Source organism: Streptomyces hyderabadensis (assembly GCF_020404845.1).
Taxonomy (GTDB): domain Bacteria; phylum Actinomycetota; class Actinomycetes; order Streptomycetales; family Streptomycetaceae; genus Streptomyces; species Streptomyces hyderabadensis.
In genome coordinates, this window is sequence record NZ_JAIOJZ010000015.1 from 1 (window position 1) to 15886 (window position 15886).

General features: G+C 73.6%; 12 protein-coding genes and 1 pseudogene. 9 read left to right on the top strand and 4 right to left on the bottom strand.

The window, feature by feature from the left end; all coding sequences use genetic code 11:
- A partial coding sequence (locus K7854_RS13795; RefSeq protein WP_443732435.1) for a TerD family protein occupies positions 1–801 on the top strand: 801 nt, incomplete at its 5' end.
- A gap of 16 nt (positions 802–817) precedes the next feature.
- Here K7854_RS13795 and K7854_RS13800 read toward each other — a convergent pair.
- A complete protein-coding gene (locus K7854_RS13800; RefSeq protein ID WP_226026889.1) occupies positions 818–2044 on the bottom strand; it encodes a glycosyltransferase in 1227 nt (408 codons plus the stop codon).
- 75 nt (positions 2045–2119) lie between these two features.
- Here K7854_RS13800 and K7854_RS13805 point away from each other — a divergent pair, with 75 nt between their 5' ends.
- Positions 2120–2905: a glutamate racemase gene (locus K7854_RS13805; RefSeq protein WP_226026760.1), complete on the top strand. Its 786-nt coding sequence runs from the start codon at positions 2120–2122 to the stop codon at positions 2903–2905.
- Between the two features lie 82 nt (positions 2906–2987).
- Positions 2988–3530 (top strand): hypothetical protein, encoded by a 543-nt coding sequence (locus tag K7854_RS13810; protein ID WP_226026761.1) that lies wholly within the window; start codon positions 2988–2990, stop codon positions 3528–3530.
- Between the two features lie 277 nt (positions 3531–3807).
- Here K7854_RS13810 and K7854_RS13815 read toward each other — a convergent pair whose 3' ends face one another.
- On the bottom strand, positions 3808–4815 hold the full coding sequence (locus K7854_RS13815; RefSeq protein ID WP_226026890.1) for an O-antigen ligase family protein: 1008 nt from the start codon (positions 4813–4815) through the stop codon (positions 3808–3810).
- Positions 4816–5115: 300 nt separating this feature from the next.
- Between K7854_RS13815 and lnt the strand changes: the two genes are divergently transcribed.
- The 4 genes from lnt (at position 5116) to K7854_RS13835 (ending at position 10092) form a co-directional block, all read left to right on the top strand.
- Positions 5116–6729: an apolipoprotein N-acyltransferase gene (gene lnt, locus K7854_RS13820; RefSeq protein ID WP_226026762.1), complete on the top strand. Its 1614-nt coding sequence runs from the start codon at positions 5116–5118 to the stop codon at positions 6727–6729.
- Positions 6730–6796: 67 nt separating this feature from the next.
- On the top strand, positions 6797–7276 hold the full coding sequence (locus tag K7854_RS13825) for an NUDIX hydrolase (RefSeq protein ID WP_226026763.1): 480 nt from the start codon (positions 6797–6799) through the stop codon (positions 7274–7276).
- A 54-nt stretch (positions 7277–7330) separates the two neighbouring features.
- Entirely contained in the window at positions 7331–8131 is an 801-nt protein-coding gene (locus K7854_RS13830) for a 3-hydroxybutyrate dehydrogenase (RefSeq protein WP_226026764.1), read from the top strand.
- Between the two features lie 56 nt (positions 8132–8187).
- Positions 8188–10092, top strand: coding sequence for a helix-turn-helix domain-containing protein (locus tag K7854_RS13835; protein ID WP_226026765.1), 1905 nt, complete (start codon positions 8188–8190; stop codon positions 10090–10092).
- A gap of 42 nt (positions 10093–10134) precedes the next feature.
- On the opposite strand, the gene K7854_RS13840 is transcribed toward K7854_RS13835, so the two are convergent.
- Positions 10135–11523: an MFS transporter gene (locus K7854_RS13840; protein ID WP_226026766.1), complete on the bottom strand. Its 1389-nt coding sequence runs from the start codon at positions 11521–11523 to the stop codon at positions 10135–10137.
- Positions 11524–11726: 203 nt separating this feature from the next.
- Here K7854_RS13840 and K7854_RS13845 point away from each other — a divergent pair.
- Positions 11727–11844, top strand: a pseudogene (locus K7854_RS13845) (MFS transporter); the annotation flags it as partial.
- An 815-nt stretch (positions 11845–12659) separates the two neighbouring features.
- Here K7854_RS13845 and K7854_RS13855 read toward each other — a convergent pair.
- Complete coding sequence (locus K7854_RS13855; protein ID WP_226026767.1) at positions 12660–14930, bottom strand: hypothetical protein; 2271 nt, start codon at positions 14928–14930, stop codon at positions 12660–12662.
- A gap of 558 nt (positions 14931–15488) precedes the next feature.
- On the opposite strand from K7854_RS13855, the gene K7854_RS13860 reads away from it, so the two are divergent.
- Positions 15489–15878, top strand: coding sequence for a hypothetical protein (locus K7854_RS13860; protein WP_226026768.1), 390 nt, complete (start codon positions 15489–15491; stop codon positions 15876–15878).
- Positions 15879–15886 lie beyond the last annotated feature (8 nt).

The following is a 15886-nucleotide window of genomic DNA, read 5'->3' on the forward strand; positions in this document are numbered from 1 at the left end:
CCCCCCGCCCCCCCCCCCCCCCCCCCCCCCCGCCGGGCGCGGGGGCCCCCCCCCGCCCCGCCCGCCTTCCCCGCCACGGCACCCCCGCCCGCGCCGTACGCGCCTCCCGCGGCGCACCCGGCCCCCGCTCCGCCCCCGGCGGCCGCGCCCGCCGCCCAGCCGGTCCGGCTGACCAAGGTCACGCTCACCAAGACGGCGCCGTCCGTGTCGCTGACCAAGCAGGGCGGCACCTCCGGTGCCATGCGCGTCAACCTCAACTGGCAGGTGCGCAAGCAGTTCTCGGGCTGGGCCCGCAAGCTCGGCCGCCCGGTCGCCATGCACGACGACCTAGACCTCGACCTGTGCTGCCTGTACGAACTGAGCGACGGCAGCAAGGGCGTCGTCCAGGCCCTCGGCAACGCCTTCGGAGCGCTGCACCAGCCGCCGTTCATCCACCTGGACGGCGACGACCGCACCGGCGCCGTGTCGACCGGCGAGAACCTCACCATCAGCCTCGACCACCAGCAGTACTTCCGGCGCATCCTCGTCTTCGTGACCATCTACGAGGGCGCCCGCTCCTTCGCCGACCTGCACGCCACCGTCACCCTCCAGCCGCAGTACGGCGCCCCGGTCGACTTCTCGCTCGACGAGTGCACCGTGCCCTCGACCGTGTGCGCCCTCGCGCTGATCACCAACACCGGGAGCGACCTCGTCGTCCAGCGCGAGGCCCGCTACCTGGTGCCGGAGCGCGGCGTGAGCCCGCAGCGGACGGTCGACTACGCCTACGGCTGGGGCATGAACTGGACGCCCGGCCGGAAATGACCCGCCGAGAGGAGGCTCAGCCTGCTCGGCCCTCCTCGGGCACGGCGTCCGGACGGGCGTAGGTGCGGCCCTTCCAGGCCGCGCCCCGGCCCCGGTAGTGCTGCACCGCGGAGTCGACCGTCATCAGCAGATAGAGGAACGCGGTGAACGGCAGCAGCGGCGCGAGCCACAGGGGCTGCCGGTAGTAGCGCAGCATCGGCAGATACGTCCCCGCCATCACCAGCCAGGCGGCGCCGCCCAGCGCGGCCGCCGGGCCCTGTCCCGCCGCCAGGCCGACGAGCACCGTCGCCGGCGGCACCAGGTACACCAGCGCCAGGCCGAGCACCGTACCGACGAGCACCAGGGGGTTGTGCCGCAACTGCGCGTACGCGCTGCGCGAGACCATCCGCCACAGGTCGTGCAGCCGCGGATACGGACGCACGCTGTCCACCCGTTCGGCCAGGCCCAGCCAGACCCGGCCGCCGGTGCCCTTGACCGCGCGGGCGAGGGCCACGTCGTCGATCACGGCGTGCCGGATGGCGTCCGGGATCCGCGCCCGCTCCGCGGCGTCGGCACGCAGCAGCACACACCCGCCCGCCGCGGCCGCCGTACGGGTCCCCTTCCGTTCCCCGCGCCGCGTGCCGTCCCCGCCCCGCGCGCGGCCGCCGCCGATCCACCGGAACGGGTACAGCTGGGCGAAGAAGTAGACGAAGGCCGGTACCACGAGCCGCTCCCAGACGCTCTCCACCCGCAGCCGGGCCATCTGGGAGACGACGTCGAAACCCCCGGTGCGGGCCGCCGCCACCAAGCCGCGCAGACTGTCCGGGGCGTGCGCGATGTCGGCGTCCGTCAGCAGCAGGTACTCCGGCTCACGCGCGCGTGCCAGGCCGATGCCGTGCCGCACCGCCCACAGCTTGCCCGTCCAGCCGGCCGGCGGCTCCCCGGGCGAGGCCACGGTCAGCGGCAGCCCCTCGTGCCGCCGGGCCAGCTCGCACGCCAGCTCACCCGTGCCGTCCGTGCTGCCGTCGTCGATCAGGAAGATCTCGGCCCGCCCCGGATAGTCCTGGGCCAGCAGGGACGGCAGGCTCGCGGGCAGCACCGCCGCCTCGTCGCGGGCGGGGACGACGACACACACCGGGGGCCAGACGTCGGGCTCCTCCCGGGCCGGAAGCCTGACGTCGGTGCGCCAGAAGAAGCCCCGGGCGAGCAGCAGCCACAGCCAGGCGGCCAGGGAGAGGGCTGCCACGACGGTCACGACGGTCATCCACACATCGGCGCTCACGTGCGCAGTCTGCCCCACGGCAGCGGCCGGCAACGGCGCATCGTCTATGGTGGCCGGGTGAAGATCGCGCTCATGGACTCCGGAATCGGTCTGCTGGCGGCGACCGCCGCGGTACGTCGGCTGCGACCGGACGCCGATCTCATCCTCTCCCTCGACCCCGACGGAATGCCCTGGGGCCCGCGCACACCCGAGGACCTGACCGGGCGTGCCCTCGCCGTGGCCGAGGCCGCCGCCGCACACCGGCCGGACGCCCTGATCGTCGGCTGCAACACCGCCACGGTGCACGCACTGCCCGCGCTGCGCGCCCGGCTGGAGCCCGGGGTGCCCGTGGTCGGCACTGTGCCGGCGATCAAGCCCGCGGCGGCCGGCGGTGGCCCCGTGGCGATCTGGGCGACCCCGGCCACCACCGGCAGCCCCTACCAGCGGCGCCTGATCGAGGAGTTCGCCGACGGGGCGACGGTCACGGAGGTGCCGTGTCCGGGACTGGCCGACGCCGTCGAGCACGCGGACGAGGCGGCGATCACCGCGGCCGTGGCCGCCGCGGCCGACCTCACCCCCGACGACGTCACCACCGTCGTCCTGGGCTGCACCCATTACGAACTGGTCGCCGAACGCATCCGCGCCGCCGTGCAGCGCCCCGACGCCCCGCGCCTCGTCCTGCACGGCTCCGCCGGGGCGGTCGCCGCCCAGGCGCTGCGCCGGATCGGTGCCCGGCCCGACCCCGGCGCCCCGGCCGAGGGCACCCTGACCGTGCTGCTGAGCGGACGCGAGGGCACCCTGCCCGCGCCCGCGCTGGCCTACGCCGAGGGCAGGCTCCTGGGGGCGGTCACGCCGGCCGGCTGACGGACCTGCCTTCCGCCCGGTCGGCTCAGTCACCCTGCGCGACGAGGTACCCGCGCAGCGAAACATGAGTAACCTCATATCCATGAGGCATCGCCACGGCGAGACCGTCCCACCGCCGAACGTCTGGACCGGCCGTGCCACCAACCGGGTCCAGTGGTTCCTGGCGCTCATCGGCGCCGCCTGCATGGCGCTCGGCATCGCCCTGGCCGTCGAATCGGCCTGGGAGTCCGGCGTCGCCCCGCTCGCCATGGCCGTCGTCGGCTGCATCGCGGCGGGACTGCTGGTCCTGTTCGGCACGCTCGCGTTCGTGCACGTCGCGCTGAGAGTCGACGAGGAATGCCTGGAAGTGCGCTGCGGCCACATCGGCGTGCCGCGCCGCCGCATCCCCCTCTCGCACGTCGTCGGCGCCGAGTTCGCGCCGCACGTCACCCCGCGCCACTGGGGCGGCTGGGGCTACCGCTGGCGCCCGGAGCGGGGCACGGCCGTGGTCGTGCGACGCGGTGAGGGCTTGATCCTGCGGCTGTGGGACGGCCACACCTTCACGATCACCGTGGACGACGCCGAGGCGGCCGTCCAGGTCATCAAGGACCGCCTCCGCCCGAAGACACCCGGCCCGGCCCACTGACCGGACCCGGCCGACCGACCGGTCCCCGGCCCACTGACCGGACCCGGCCCACTGACCGGACCCGGCCCACTGATCGGGCCGAGCGTCCGGACCTCTGCCGGTTGACCCCGACGAGCCGGGCCCACCGCGTAGGCCGGGGGTGGCCGTCGGCGGTGGTTCCTCGGTGGGGGGCGGGCTGTGGCGAGGCCCGTGGGGGAGTCCCGGGCGTAGCGGGCCGGGTTCGTGGCTCCAGCACGGTGAGGTCGGCCGGGCGTGGCGGCGCTGATTCGTGCGGTCCTCATCGGGGGAGCCGGCCGTGCCGGTGTCGTGTCTGCGGGTCTGGTGTCGGAGGTGGTTCCTCGGAGAGGGGGCGGGCCGTGGCCAGGCCCGCGAGGAGGCCCGCGCCCAGCGGCACCGCGGTGAAGCTCAGCGCGTTGCCGACGGCGGCGATCGCCGCGAGCCCCGTGAGGGCCACGCCGGCGGTGAGGACGACCGGCGTGGGACGCGGCGAGCGCCACAGCGCGTACAGCACCCAGCCGAAGGCCGCGACCAGCAGCACCACACCCACGAACCCCTGCTCCGCCGCCTGCTGCAACACCGCCGAGTGCGGTCGGCCGTCCGGCGCCGGTGCCTGGGCGGCCGTGGGGCTCAGCGCCCCGAAGCGTCCCGGCCCCACCCCCAGGGCCGGGTCCCCGCGCAGGAGGTCCAGCGCGTCGGCCCACAACCCGACGCGATGAGAGGTCAGCTGCCCCTCCAGGGAGACGGCGAGCCCGTCCGGCGCGAAGCCGACCGGAATCGCCCAGACCGGGCAGGTCACCACACCCGCGCCCAGACCCAGCCCGGCGATCCCCGCCCCGCGCCGGCGTACCCGGCCGGCGGCGAGCGAGCACAGCAGTACCAGCACACAGGCGGCACAACCGGCGACCGAGCCCAGTACGGCCGCGGTCACGGCGATCGCGACGGCCAGCAGCCGCAACCCGGCCCGCACGGCCGGCACCCCGCTCGCCCAGGCCCCGCAGCATGCGGCGCCCGCCGACAGCGCGAGCAGGGCGGCGGTCGCACCCGCGTGCCCGAGCGGCGCGGTGATCCGCGGCCCCGGCGCGAGATGCGGCACGGCCACCGTCAGGGCGAGCCCGGCCAGCGCCGCCGCCCCCGGCACGGCGACCGGCAGCAGCGCCCCGCCGATCCGCCCCGCGGCATAACCGGCGGCCACGGCCAGCACCGCGAGCAGCACGCCCTCCGGGCGGCCGTCTCGCGCGGCCGCGGTGATCAACGACCAGGACGCGCAGGCGGCGAGGATCACCATCCCCGCCGTGTCCACGCCGCCGCGTCTCCCGCCGTCCGCGACCGCACCGGCCGCAGACGCCGACCCCCTCGCACCCACCCTGTCCCCCGCCCGCGCCGCCCCCGACCTGACGGGCCCCCGCCGCCCGGCGGCATCGGGCCGGCGACCGGGGCTCGGCCACACCGTAACGGCCGGTCGGCGGATTGGGGACCGGTCGGCACCCGGTTGTGGCGAAACGATGCGGCACGGGTCCCGCACACCCCGTCGACGTCCGCGGACCGTCCTGTCCGGGGCCAGGTCACCCGCCGTACACTCCGGGGGGTGACAGCCACCGCAACCTCCGTCGGCGAGTCGGAACGGACGCAGCCGCAGACCACGCCCGCCTCGCGGGTCGTCGCGCGGCTCGTGCGCCTCGTCCCGGCCGCCGCCGCGGCGCTCTCCGGAGTGCTCCTCTACGTCAGCTTCCCGCCGCGCACCCTGTGGTGGCTCGCGCTGCCCGCCTTCGCCGTCTTCGGCTGGGTGCTGCGCGGCCGCGGCTGGAAGGCGGGCCTCGGCCTCGGTTACCTCTTCGGCCTCGGCTTCCTGATGCCCCTGCTGGTGTGGACGGGTGTGGAGGTGGGCCCCGGCCCCTGGCTCGCCCTCGCCGCGATCGAGGCGCTCTTCGTGGCGGCCGTCGGCGCGGGCGTCGCCGCCGTGTCGCGGCTGCCCGGGTGGCCGGTGTGGGCGGCGGCGCTGTGGATCGCCGGAGAGGCGGCACGCGCGCGCGTGCCCTTCGAGGGCTTTCCCTGGGGCAAGATCGCGTTCGGACAGGCGGACGGCGTCTTCCTTCCGCTCGCCGCTCTCGGCGGCACACCGGTGCTCGGCTTCGCGGTCGTCCTGTGCGGCTTCGGCCTCTGCGAGGCCGTGCGCCTGGCCGTCCGGGCCCGCCGCGGCGACCAGGTGCGACGCGGTGCCGCGGCGGTGGCCCTGCTCGGCGTGGCCGTGCCCGTCGTGGGCGCCGTGGCCGCCCGGCCGCTGGTCAGCGACGAGGCGGAGGACGGCACCGCGACCGTGGCCGTGGTCCAGGGCAACGTGCCCCGCGCGGGGCTCGGCTTCAACGCCCAGCGCCGGGCCGTACTCGACTACCACGCGCGCGAGACACTGCGCCTGGCCGCCGAGGTGAAGGCGGGCAAGGTGGCACGCCCCGACTTCGTGCTCTGGCCGGAGAACTCCTCGGACATCGACCCCTTCGCCAACGCCGACGCCCGCAGGATCATCGACGGGGCCGCCAAGGCGATCGGCGCGCCCATCTCGGTCGGCGGCGTCGTGGAACGCGACGGCAAGCTGCTCAACGAGCAGATCCTGTGGGACCCGGACAAGGGCCCCGTCGACACCTACGACAAGCGGCAGATCCAGCCCTTCGGCGAGTACCTGCCGCTGCGCTCGCTGATCGGGGCGATCAACGACACCTGGACCGGCATGGTCAGCCGGGACTTCAGCCGGGGCACCGAACCCGGTGTGTTCACCATGGCCGGCACCAAGGTGGGCCTGGTGACCTGCTACGAGGCCGCCTTCGACTGGGCCGTGCGCTCCGAGGTCACCGACGGTGCCCAGATGATCTCCGTGCCCAGCAACAACGCGACCTTCGACCGCAGCGAGATGACCTACCAGCAGCTCGCCATGTCCCGGATCCGCGCGGTCGAGCACAGCCGGACCGTCACCGTCCCGGTGACCAGCGGCGTCAGCGCGATCATCATGCCGGACGGCAGGATCACCCAGAAGACCGGCATGTTCGTCGCGGACTCCCTGGTCCAGGAGGTGCCCCTGCGGTCCTCCGAGACGCCCGCCACCCGGGTGGGCATCGCGCCCGAGATCGCCCTGGTCCTGGTCGCCGCCGGCGGGCTCGGCTGGGCCGTCGGTGCCGGTGTGCGCGGTCGGCGCGCCCGCGACGTGTAGCCGTACGCCTGCCGCGCGCCCCTCGACATGGCGGGAGCGGACGGGCCGCCCCGTTAGGGTCGGGCGCATGGCTACTCCCGATTTCATCCGTGACCTGCGCGCTTCTGCCGGACACCAGCTCCTGTGGCTCCCCGGAGTCACCGCCGTCGTCTTCGACGACGAGGGCAGAGTGCTGCTCGGCCGACGGTCCGACAACGGGCGCTGGTCGTTGATCGGAGGCATCCCGGAGCCGGGGGAGCAGCCCGCCGCCTGCGCCGTGCGCGAGGTCGAGGAGGAGACCGCCGTCCAGTGCATCGTCGAGCGGCTGGTCCTTGTACAGGCCCTGAAGCCGGTCACCTACGACAACGGTGACGTCTGCCAGTTCATGGACATCACCTTCCGCTGCCGGGCCGTGGGCGGCGAGGCCCGGGTCAACGACGACGAGTCGCTGGAGGTGGGCTGGTTCGCGGTGGACGCGCTGCCGGACATCAAGGAGTTCGGGCAGACCCGCGTGAAGCAGGCGCTGTCCGACGCCCCCACATGGTTCGAACCCACTGGTTCCATCTGAAGTATGGGGCGTGCCCACATGGGGGACGGGGTGGCCGCTGCCTAGGGTCGGGGCATGACCTCGCCCAGCGCCCTCCCGGCCCCCCACGCCTCCTCGCTCGACCTCCACGGCCGCACCGCCCTCGTCACCGGCGCCGCCGGCGGCATCGGCCGCGCCTGCGCGCTGCGGCTGGCCGCCGCCGGGGCCGAGGTCAGGGCGGTCGACCGGGACGCCGCAGGACTCGAGGCGCTCGCCGGGAGCTGCGGGGGCCTCGCGGGCAGCGTCGAGCCGCAGGTCCTGGACCTGACCGACCTGGACGCCGCCGAACGCGCCGCGGCCGGCACCGACATCCTCGTCAACAACGCCGGGCTGCAGCTGGTGCGGCCCCTGGAGGAATTCCCGCCGGACGTCTTCCACACCGTGCTCACCGTGATGCTGGAAGCCCCCTTCCGGCTCATCCGCGGCGCCCTGCCCCACATGTACGGACAGGGCTGGGGCCGCATCGTCAACATCTCCTCCGTGCACGGTCTGCGCGCCTCGGCCTACAAGGCGGCCTACGTGTCCGCCAAGCACGGACTGGAGGGCCTGTCCAAGACCGCCGCACTCGAAGGCGCCGCCCACGGCGTCACCTCCAACTGCGTCAACCCCGGCTACGTCCGCACCCCGCTGGTGGAGCGGCAGCTCGCCGACCAGGCCCGCGCCCACGGCGTCCCCGAGGAGCAGGTGCTCTCCGACGTACTGCTGCGGGACAGCGCCGTGCGGCGGCTGATCGAACCCGACGAGGTCGCCGAAGCGGTGGCGTACCTGTGCGGCCCGCACACCTCCAGCCTCACGGGCACCTCGCTCGTCCTGGACGGCGGCTGGACCGCCCACTGAGCCGGGGTTTTCCACAGGGCTGCCGGGACGGGCGGGTGATGGGGAATCCTGGGGGCATGTCCCGTGATCACGCGCAGTGCGCCGAGACGCCGTTCCTGGAGCTGCTGGCCCGCGGCGCCTCCGCCGACGCCTACGAGCAGCCGGTGCTGGTCGCGCGTGCCGAGGGCGGACCGGCCGAGCGGATCGACGCGCTGGAGCGGGCCAAGCGCCTCGCGCTGCGGGTGCGCTCGGAGCTGGAGGGCCGGCGCAGACGCGAGGCCGAGCTGTCCGCACTGTTCGAGACGGCCCACGACCTCGCCGGGCTGCGCGACCTGGACGCCGTACTGCGGGCGATCGTGCAGCGGGCCCGCTCCCTGCTCGGCACCGACGTCGCCTACCTCAGCCTCAACGACCCGGAGCGCGGTGACACCTACATGCGGGTCACCGAGGGCTCGGTCGCCGCCCGCTTCCAGCAACTGCGGCTCGGCATGGGAGAAGGGCTCGGCGGCCTCGTCGCCCAGACCGCCCGCCCCTACGTCACCGACGACTACTTCAAGGACGACCGCTTCCAGCACACCGGCACCATCGACGCGGGAGTGCGCGACGAGGGCCTGGTCGCCATCCTCGGCGTACCCCTCATGCTCGGCCACCACGTCATCGGCGTGCTCTTCGCCGCCGACCGGCGAGCCCGGGTCTTCGAACGCGAGCAGATCGCCCTGCTCGGCTCCTTCGCCGCCCTCGCGGCCGCCGCCATCGACACCGCCAACCTGCTCGCCGAGACCCGCTCGGCCCTCGCCGGACTGGAACGGGCCAACGAGATCATCCGGGACCGCAGCGGCGTCATCGAGCGCGCCTCCGACATCCACGACCGGCTCGCCGAGCTGGTCCTGCGCGGCGGCGGAGTGCACGACGTGGCCGCCGCCGTCTCGCAGGTCCTGGACGGCACCGTCACGTTCACCGAGGCCGCCGGGGCACCGGAGCACGCACTGGAGGCGTCCCGCGCCGACGGACACGTGGTGCGGCACAAGGACGACTGGATCGCCGCCGTCGCCGCCGGTGACGAGCTGTTCGGCGCCCTCGTCCTGCACGGCCACCCCGGCCTCGACCCCGTCGACCAGCTCACCCTGGAGCGTGCCGCGATGGTCACCTCCCTGCTGCTGCTCGCCCGCCGCTCCGCCGCCGAGGCCGAACAGCGGGTCCGCGGCGAGCTGCTCGACGACCTGCTCGACGCCCGCGACCGCGATCCGCGCCTGCTGAACGACCGGGCCCGGCGGCTGCACGCCGACCTCTCCGCCGCGCACGTCGTCCTCGTCGCCCGCCTCGACGCCACCGCGGCCGACGCCGACCAGGAGGCGGACGCGCGCCGGCGCCTGTGGGCCGCCGCCTCCCACCTCGCCGCGACCCGGCACGGCCTGGCCGCCGCCCGGGACGGCGGCACCGTACTGCTGCTGCCCCTGGCGGACGGGGACGGGGCCACCGACCTGGCCCGCCGCACCGCCCGGCACCTGGGCCGGGCGGTCCACGAGGCCGTCACCGTCGGCGCCTCCGCCCCCGTGCGGGACCTCGCCGCCCGTCCCGACGCCGTGGCCGCCGCCCACACCGAGGCCGGGCGCTGCCTGGACGCCCTGCGCCTGCTGGGCCGCTCCGGGGACGGCGCGGCGGCCGAGGACTTCGGGTTCCTGGGCCTGCTGCTGGCCGGGGAGCAGAACGTGCCGGGGTTCGTCGAGCGCACCATCGGCCAGGTCGTCGCCTACGACGAGCGGCGCGGCACGGAACTCGTGCGCACCCTCGATGCCTACTTCGCCTGCGGGATGAGCCCGGCCCGCACGAAGGAGGCCCTGCACGTCCATGTGAACACCGTGGCCCAGCGCCTGGAGCGCGTGGGCCGGCTCCTGGGCGACGACTGGCAGAGCCCCGAGCGCGCCCTCGAGATACAACTGGCCCTCAGGCTCCACCGGTTGTCGGCCCCGACCCGCCACTGACCCCCGCACGCACGGGCGTACGGGGGCCGGTGGCGGGACGGCTCAGACGGTGCGCGCCCGCTGCTCGCGGGAGTCGGACGCCGACCCGCTCCCGTCCGAGTCACCGGGGACGGAGTCCACCTCCGCGAGGTCCCGGTGCCGGGTCTCCCGGGCCACCCCCACGGCGAACAGCGTCAGCACGGCCGAGGCGATGACGTAGAGGGCGATCGGCGTCGAGCTGTCGTACTCGGACAGCAGCGCGGTGGCGATCAGCGGCGCCGGCGCACCCGCCGCCACGGAGGCGAACTGGGCACCGATCGACGCCCCCGAATACCGCATCCGGGTCGCGAACATCTCGGAGAAGAAGGCCGCCTGGGGCGCGTACATGGCGCCGTGCAGCACCAGCCCCACGGTCACCGCGAGCAGCAGACTGCCGAAGTCGCCGGAGTCGATCAGCATGAAGAACGGGAACATCCACAGCCCGACACCGGCCGCGCCCAGCAGGTACACCGGGCGCCGGCCGATCCGGTCCGACAGCGCGCCCCAGGCCGGGATGACCGCGAAGTGCACGGCCGAGGCGATCAGCACCGCGTTGAGCGCGGTCTGCTTGGAGACGTCGGCCGCGGAGGTGGCGTAGACGAGGATGAAGGCCGTGATGACGTAGTAGCTGATGTTCTCCGCCATCCGCGCGCCCATGGCGATCAGCACGTCGCGCCAGTGGTATCGCACCACGGCGACCAGCGGCAGCGGCTCGGCCTTCGCCTTCCGCGACTCCGCCTGCGCCAACGCCTGCTTGAAGACCGGCGATTCATCGACAGACAGACGAATCCACAGACCGACCATCACCAGGACACCGGACAGCAGGAACGGGATCCGCCAGCCCCAGCTGTCGAACGCGGCGTCCGACAGCACGGCCGTCAGCAGCGACAGCACACCGGTGGCGAGCAGTTGCCCGGCCGGCGCGCCGGTCTGCGGCCACGACGCCCAGAACCCGCGCCGCCGCGCGTCCCCGTGCTCCGACACCAGCAGCACGGCCCCGCCCCACTCGCCGCCGAGGGCGAAACCCTGGACCAGCCGCAACACGGTCAGCAGCACGGGAGCGGCCGTGCCGATGGTCGCGTGGGTGGGCAGCAATCCGATCGCGAAGGTCGCCCCGCCCATCATCAACAGGCTCAGCACCAGCAGCTTCTTGCGCCCGAGCCGGTCACCGTAGTGCCCGAACACCAGCGCCCCGACCGGCCGTGCGGCGAACCCGACGGCATAGGTCAGGAACGACAGCAGCGTGCCGACCAGCGGGTCGGAGTCCGGGAAGAACAACTCGTTGAACACGAGCGCGGCGGCGGAGCCGTAGAGGAAGAAGTCGTACCACTCGATGGTGGTGCCGATGAGGGACGCGGCGACGATGCGCTTGAGGTTGTTCGGGGCTGGTGGAGCGGTTGCGGGCGACGACATCGGCACCACTTCCTGGCGTTCGGTGGGGACGGTTGGGTGTCGCCACACCGTAGGAACGTGCAGGTGAGAGGCGTATGTGGTGGGACACCATAGTTCGGAGGCGAGCTATGCGCGCAGCCCCCATGTGTCCTCACCAAGGGCGCTTAGGCGGCCTGGAAGGGGTCGGAACGCCGGTCGACCTGCGCACCACCGTCTGCACCCGCGTCGTCATCAACAGCGGCGTCGGCCTCGCCTGCGGCGCGATGCCCGCCCTGATCATGAGTGCCGTCCCGGTCTCCGAGGTGGGCCGCCGCTAACGGCTTCAACCCCCTGCCGCGCTCGGCGTCCCAACGGGCAGCGTTGTGATGCTCCGCCGCCCTGGAGGGTGGCCGCCAGGGACTGACACGACGTCACTTGGCGACATGGCACGCGTCGCGCTTGGGCATGAACGTGCACAGGGAGCGGCCGAACGCCGCCGCCCCGACCCAAAGGGTGAGAATCGAAGAAGCTCCGCAGAAGACTGACCAGTGCGGCTGCCGCCGGCGTGATGGCGGCGGCACTGGTGTTCGGCGGGCTGCCACCGGGGGCCTGGATCTGCGTGAACCCGAGGGGCGGCAATGCCACGGTCACGGGAATCATGATCAGGCCGGCTTCCACCTGCTGACACGGAAGCCCGGCGAGCCGGGGGCGGAGCAGCCGTGAGGTACTCCGCCCTTGGCCCCTGTGGCAGTGAGTGACTGCGTCCGTCCCATCGTCACAGGCGCGAACCGCCCTTGCCCCTGTTGTGGACCGTGTGCGGTACGCGGACAGCCGTGCTGCGCACACCGCGCGAGGCGGGGTCCAGCAGCGCATTGGCCGAACGGCCTCGACCGCCCACCGGTCCGTCGGTCGGCGGCGGACCGGCCTCGGTGGAGGCGCGTCCCAGCACCCAGGGCGTCCCGGAAACCACCGGGGCCCTGCGCTCGTCGACGGCCTCCGAGAGCCCTGCTCGTCCTGACGGATTTCGAAGCCGAACGCTGGCAGATGACCAGGGCAATGTGCCGTGCCCTGGAGGGCGACGGACGGTGAGCGATGACGGTCCCTGCCATGGCCGAGTTCATGGGCCGGTGCTGCTGCCCCGGGCTCTTCAACTTCGACGGAACCGGGGTTCTTCAGCCTCAGCCGGCCGAGCCCTCGGGGAGCCAGTCCGCGAAGATCTCCGGGAGGCGGTTGAGGTCCTCGGCCGTGACGGTGATGAGCCGCAGGCCGTGGTGGCGGGCCAGTTCCCGCTTGCGGGCGACCTTCGCCACGTACGCCTCTTTCGTCATGAGGCCCAGGGCTTCGACGAACGTGCCGTCTGCCAGGCGCCAGTCCGCCCGCAGGCCGGTCGTGTTGAGTTCCGGGTGCCGCGGGTAGGCGGGCTCCGGTTCGTGCGCCACGCCCCGGTGGTGGAGGAAGTCGTCCACGTGCCGCTCGAACAGGGAGCGGCACAGATGTCCGTCCGTGGCCCTGGTCGTCGTACCCAACGAGGTGCGCACCCCGTCCGTGAGGAGCCCCGCGTGCGACAGCCACTCCGTCCAGGTGCGGGCCGGGCGGAGCGGGCGTGCGCTCAGCACCGCGGAGCCGGGGCGCGGCAGCAGGAAACGGCAGAGCAGCACCTCGTCGACCAGGGCGTGGTCCTCGAAGGGAACGCCGACACGGTCCAGCTGGGCGAGGGACGGCGGCCCGGAGAACTCCATCTCCGCCAGCCTGCGCAGCGCGTACACGATCGCCTCTGTCCACGCCCCGTCCACTCCGGTGTCCCGGAGCACCCCGCTCCTCGCCAGGGCACAGCAGCCGTGGCAGTAGAACAGCCCCGGGCGAACCGACTGGGCGGACCGCCCGCAGAGCCGGCACGGCCCGCGCTCGGCCAGGTTCACGGGCGCGCCGAAGAGCGCCTCCAGGGCTCGCCGGTAGTACGAGTTCTCCGCCGCGTCGTCGATGAGCGGCGGCAGCAGGCTGCCGGCCCGCGCGGCGAGCGCTTCCCCGTCGTCGGGCTTGGCGTTGAGCCACCGGCGGTGGGGCTCCGGGATCAGCCGCTGCGCGGCGGCCGTCACCCGGCTGTGGCTGCTGATGGGGCTGATCTCGGCCGGCGCGACCGCGGCACGGAGGTTGTGCCGTTCCACCTCCTCGTGCGGTGTGCCCCAGGTCACGAGCAGGGGGCGTACGCCGTGCCGGAGCAGCAGCACCGTCAGCGGCTCGGCGAGCGACGCGGCGTACACGGTGAGCGTGCCCGAGTCCGTGTCGAACCAGCCGGCCTCGGGAAGCCGGCTCCGGGGCACGCCCGGCTCGGACAGCCGGATTGACCACGTGTCCCCGCCCGCGACGACCACGGCGTCCGGGAAGCCGTCGAGGGATGCCAGGTCCTCGGGAGCGTCCACGTCCACTCCGTGCGCGCGCAGGGCGTCGAGCGCCTCGGCGCGCACCCGCTCGTCCACCAGAGTGAGCGGGCCGTCCGGCTCGTGGTACTGCCCCACCTCCACACCTGATCCGTCCAGGACGAGGATCCGGGTGTGGTGGAAGACGGACCGGGTGACGGCACGCAGGCCGCCGAAACCGTGTGGCGAACTCCGGTACGTCTCCCAGGCGCGCAGGAGCGGCTGTGCCTCGGCGTCCCGGCGGCGGCGCGCGCGCTCACGCTCGGTCTCCCGGCCCCAGGCCCCGCCGGCGGCGCGATGGCTCAGACCAGTGCGCAGCCGGATGGCGAGGCGTTCGGCGAGCGCCCGGCGCAGGTCCCGCTCGACACCGGAAGGGACCGGCCCCCGCTCCGCGCACTGGTGGGCCTCCCGACGGTGAACGGCCAGGTAGTCGTCCACCAGGGCGCGCACGGTCTGACGCTCGGGCAGTAGCACCCGTACTGAACCGACCGCGTACCCGAATGCCTTCTGCTCCGCCCACGACACCAGTTCGTGGCGGCTGGGTTCCCAGTCCGCGGCGTCGCCGTCCGCGCTGTCCCCGTCCTCCTCGTCGTCGTAGAAGCGGCTGTCGTTCTCGAGGTCGTAGAGCTCGATCCATCCGTGACAGCCGACGGGTGTCCCCGTCTCCTCGGTGAGCTCACGGATGCTCTCGCTCGTGACGTGCAGGGCGCTGCTGTAGAGGTAGCCCATGTGCCGGTCCAGGACGGACCCGCCGTGGCACGGCGGGGCGGTGACCGACACGGCACGCGTGTCGTAGTCGTTGTCGGGCCGGGGGACCAGACCCACGCGTACGGGTATGACGGCACCGTCCTTCGTCTTGGGCGCCGCCGGCCGGATGTTCTCCTTCCGTAGCCGGTCCAGGACGAACGCGCGCAGGGCGGGGACGGAGTCGTCGAAGACCGCGAACCCCGGGGAGTAGTCTGTCGCCGGATCACCGGGGATCATGAGGAGTCCCACGTCAGGGGCGTACTGGATGGTGTCACGGCTCGACATGCGCGAATTATGCCAAGGGCATATGCGCATCCATGGCACGGGGGAGGCAGCGCGTCCTTCTTCCATGCCTTCGCCTCAGCGACGCAATCCCGACCCCAAAAGCACCAGCGTGTCGCATCAGTGCTGTTGCCTCACTTATCGTAAGGGGCCCGGCCCAACGGCTGATGCTTCCGCGGCCCGACCAGCCTCAGCCACGGGCAGCACGTGGGTGTCCGTGTTCCAGGGCGCTCTCCGCCAAGTGTCCAGCACCTCCAACTGCAGACGCCCCCTGGGCTATTGCAGGGCACCGATCCGGGCCGAGCATGTCGGCGACGGTGTCGAGCCGGGTGCGACGTAGCGGTGTTTCGCCGGCGCGCCGCGCATCCCCCATGCTGAACGGCAACAACAGCCGATAGCACACGTACGGGCGATCGAGCGGACGACGAGGCGGTCACCGGGGTGGGGCGGGGAGGTGTGGCCCTGCGCGGAAGATGACCGGTCGCTGCGGTCGATCCTGCTCGTCCGGCCCAACCCGCCCAGACCGGCCCCGTCGTGGTACGACACCAGCAGGAGGAACCCATGCCGCAGCCCCGACCGGTCACGCCCGGAGAGGCACTCGCCGACGCGAAGAAGCGGCTGAGCCTCCCGCGTATCGTCGTGATCTGCGGATCCATGCGTTTCACGGCCGAGATGACCGAGGCAGATCTGCGGGAGACCGAAGCCGGAAGGATCGTCGTCAAGCCGGGGTTCGACACGAAGGCGCCGCACGTGCTCCGGGCCGATCCCGTCGAGGCCGAGGCGCTGAAGGTCCGGCTCGGTGAGCTGCACCGGGCGAAGATCCGGCTCGCCGACGAGGTGCTGGTGGTCGGCGACCACGTCGGGGACAGCACCCGGTCCGAGATCGCCTACGCCCGTTCGCTGGGCAAGCCCGTGCGGTTCACGCACCCCGGGGTCGACCCCGGCACGTGATCGCCCGG

Coding starts and splice junctions, on each gene's coding strand:
- K7854_RS13800 (WP_226026889.1), bottom strand. CDS start 2,044: ATGACCGTCGTGACCGTCGTGGCAGCCCTCTCCCTGGCCGCCTGGCTG.
- K7854_RS13810 (WP_226026761.1), top strand. CDS start 2,988: ATGAGGCATCGCCACGGCGAGACCGTCCCACCGCCGAACGTCTGGACC.
- K7854_RS13815 (WP_226026890.1), bottom strand. CDS start 4,815: ATGGTGATCCTCGCCGCCTGCGCGTCCTGGTCGTTGATCACCGCGGCC.
- K7854_RS13825 (WP_226026763.1), top strand. CDS start 6,797: ATGGCTACTCCCGATTTCATCCGTGACCTGCGCGCTTCTGCCGGACAC.
- K7854_RS13830 (WP_226026764.1), top strand. CDS start 7,331: ATGACCTCGCCCAGCGCCCTCCCGGCCCCCCACGCCTCCTCGCTCGAC.
- K7854_RS13835 (WP_226026765.1), top strand. CDS start 8,188: ATGTCCCGTGATCACGCGCAGTGCGCCGAGACGCCGTTCCTGGAGCTG.
- K7854_RS13840 (WP_226026766.1), bottom strand. CDS start 11,523: ATGTCGTCGCCCGCAACCGCTCCACCAGCCCCGAACAACCTCAAGCGC.
- K7854_RS13855 (WP_226026767.1), bottom strand. CDS start 14,930: ATGTCGAGCCGTGACACCATCCAGTACGCCCCTGACGTGGGACTCCTC.
- K7854_RS13860 (WP_226026768.1), top strand. CDS start 15,489: ATGCCGCAGCCCCGACCGGTCACGCCCGGAGAGGCACTCGCCGACGCG.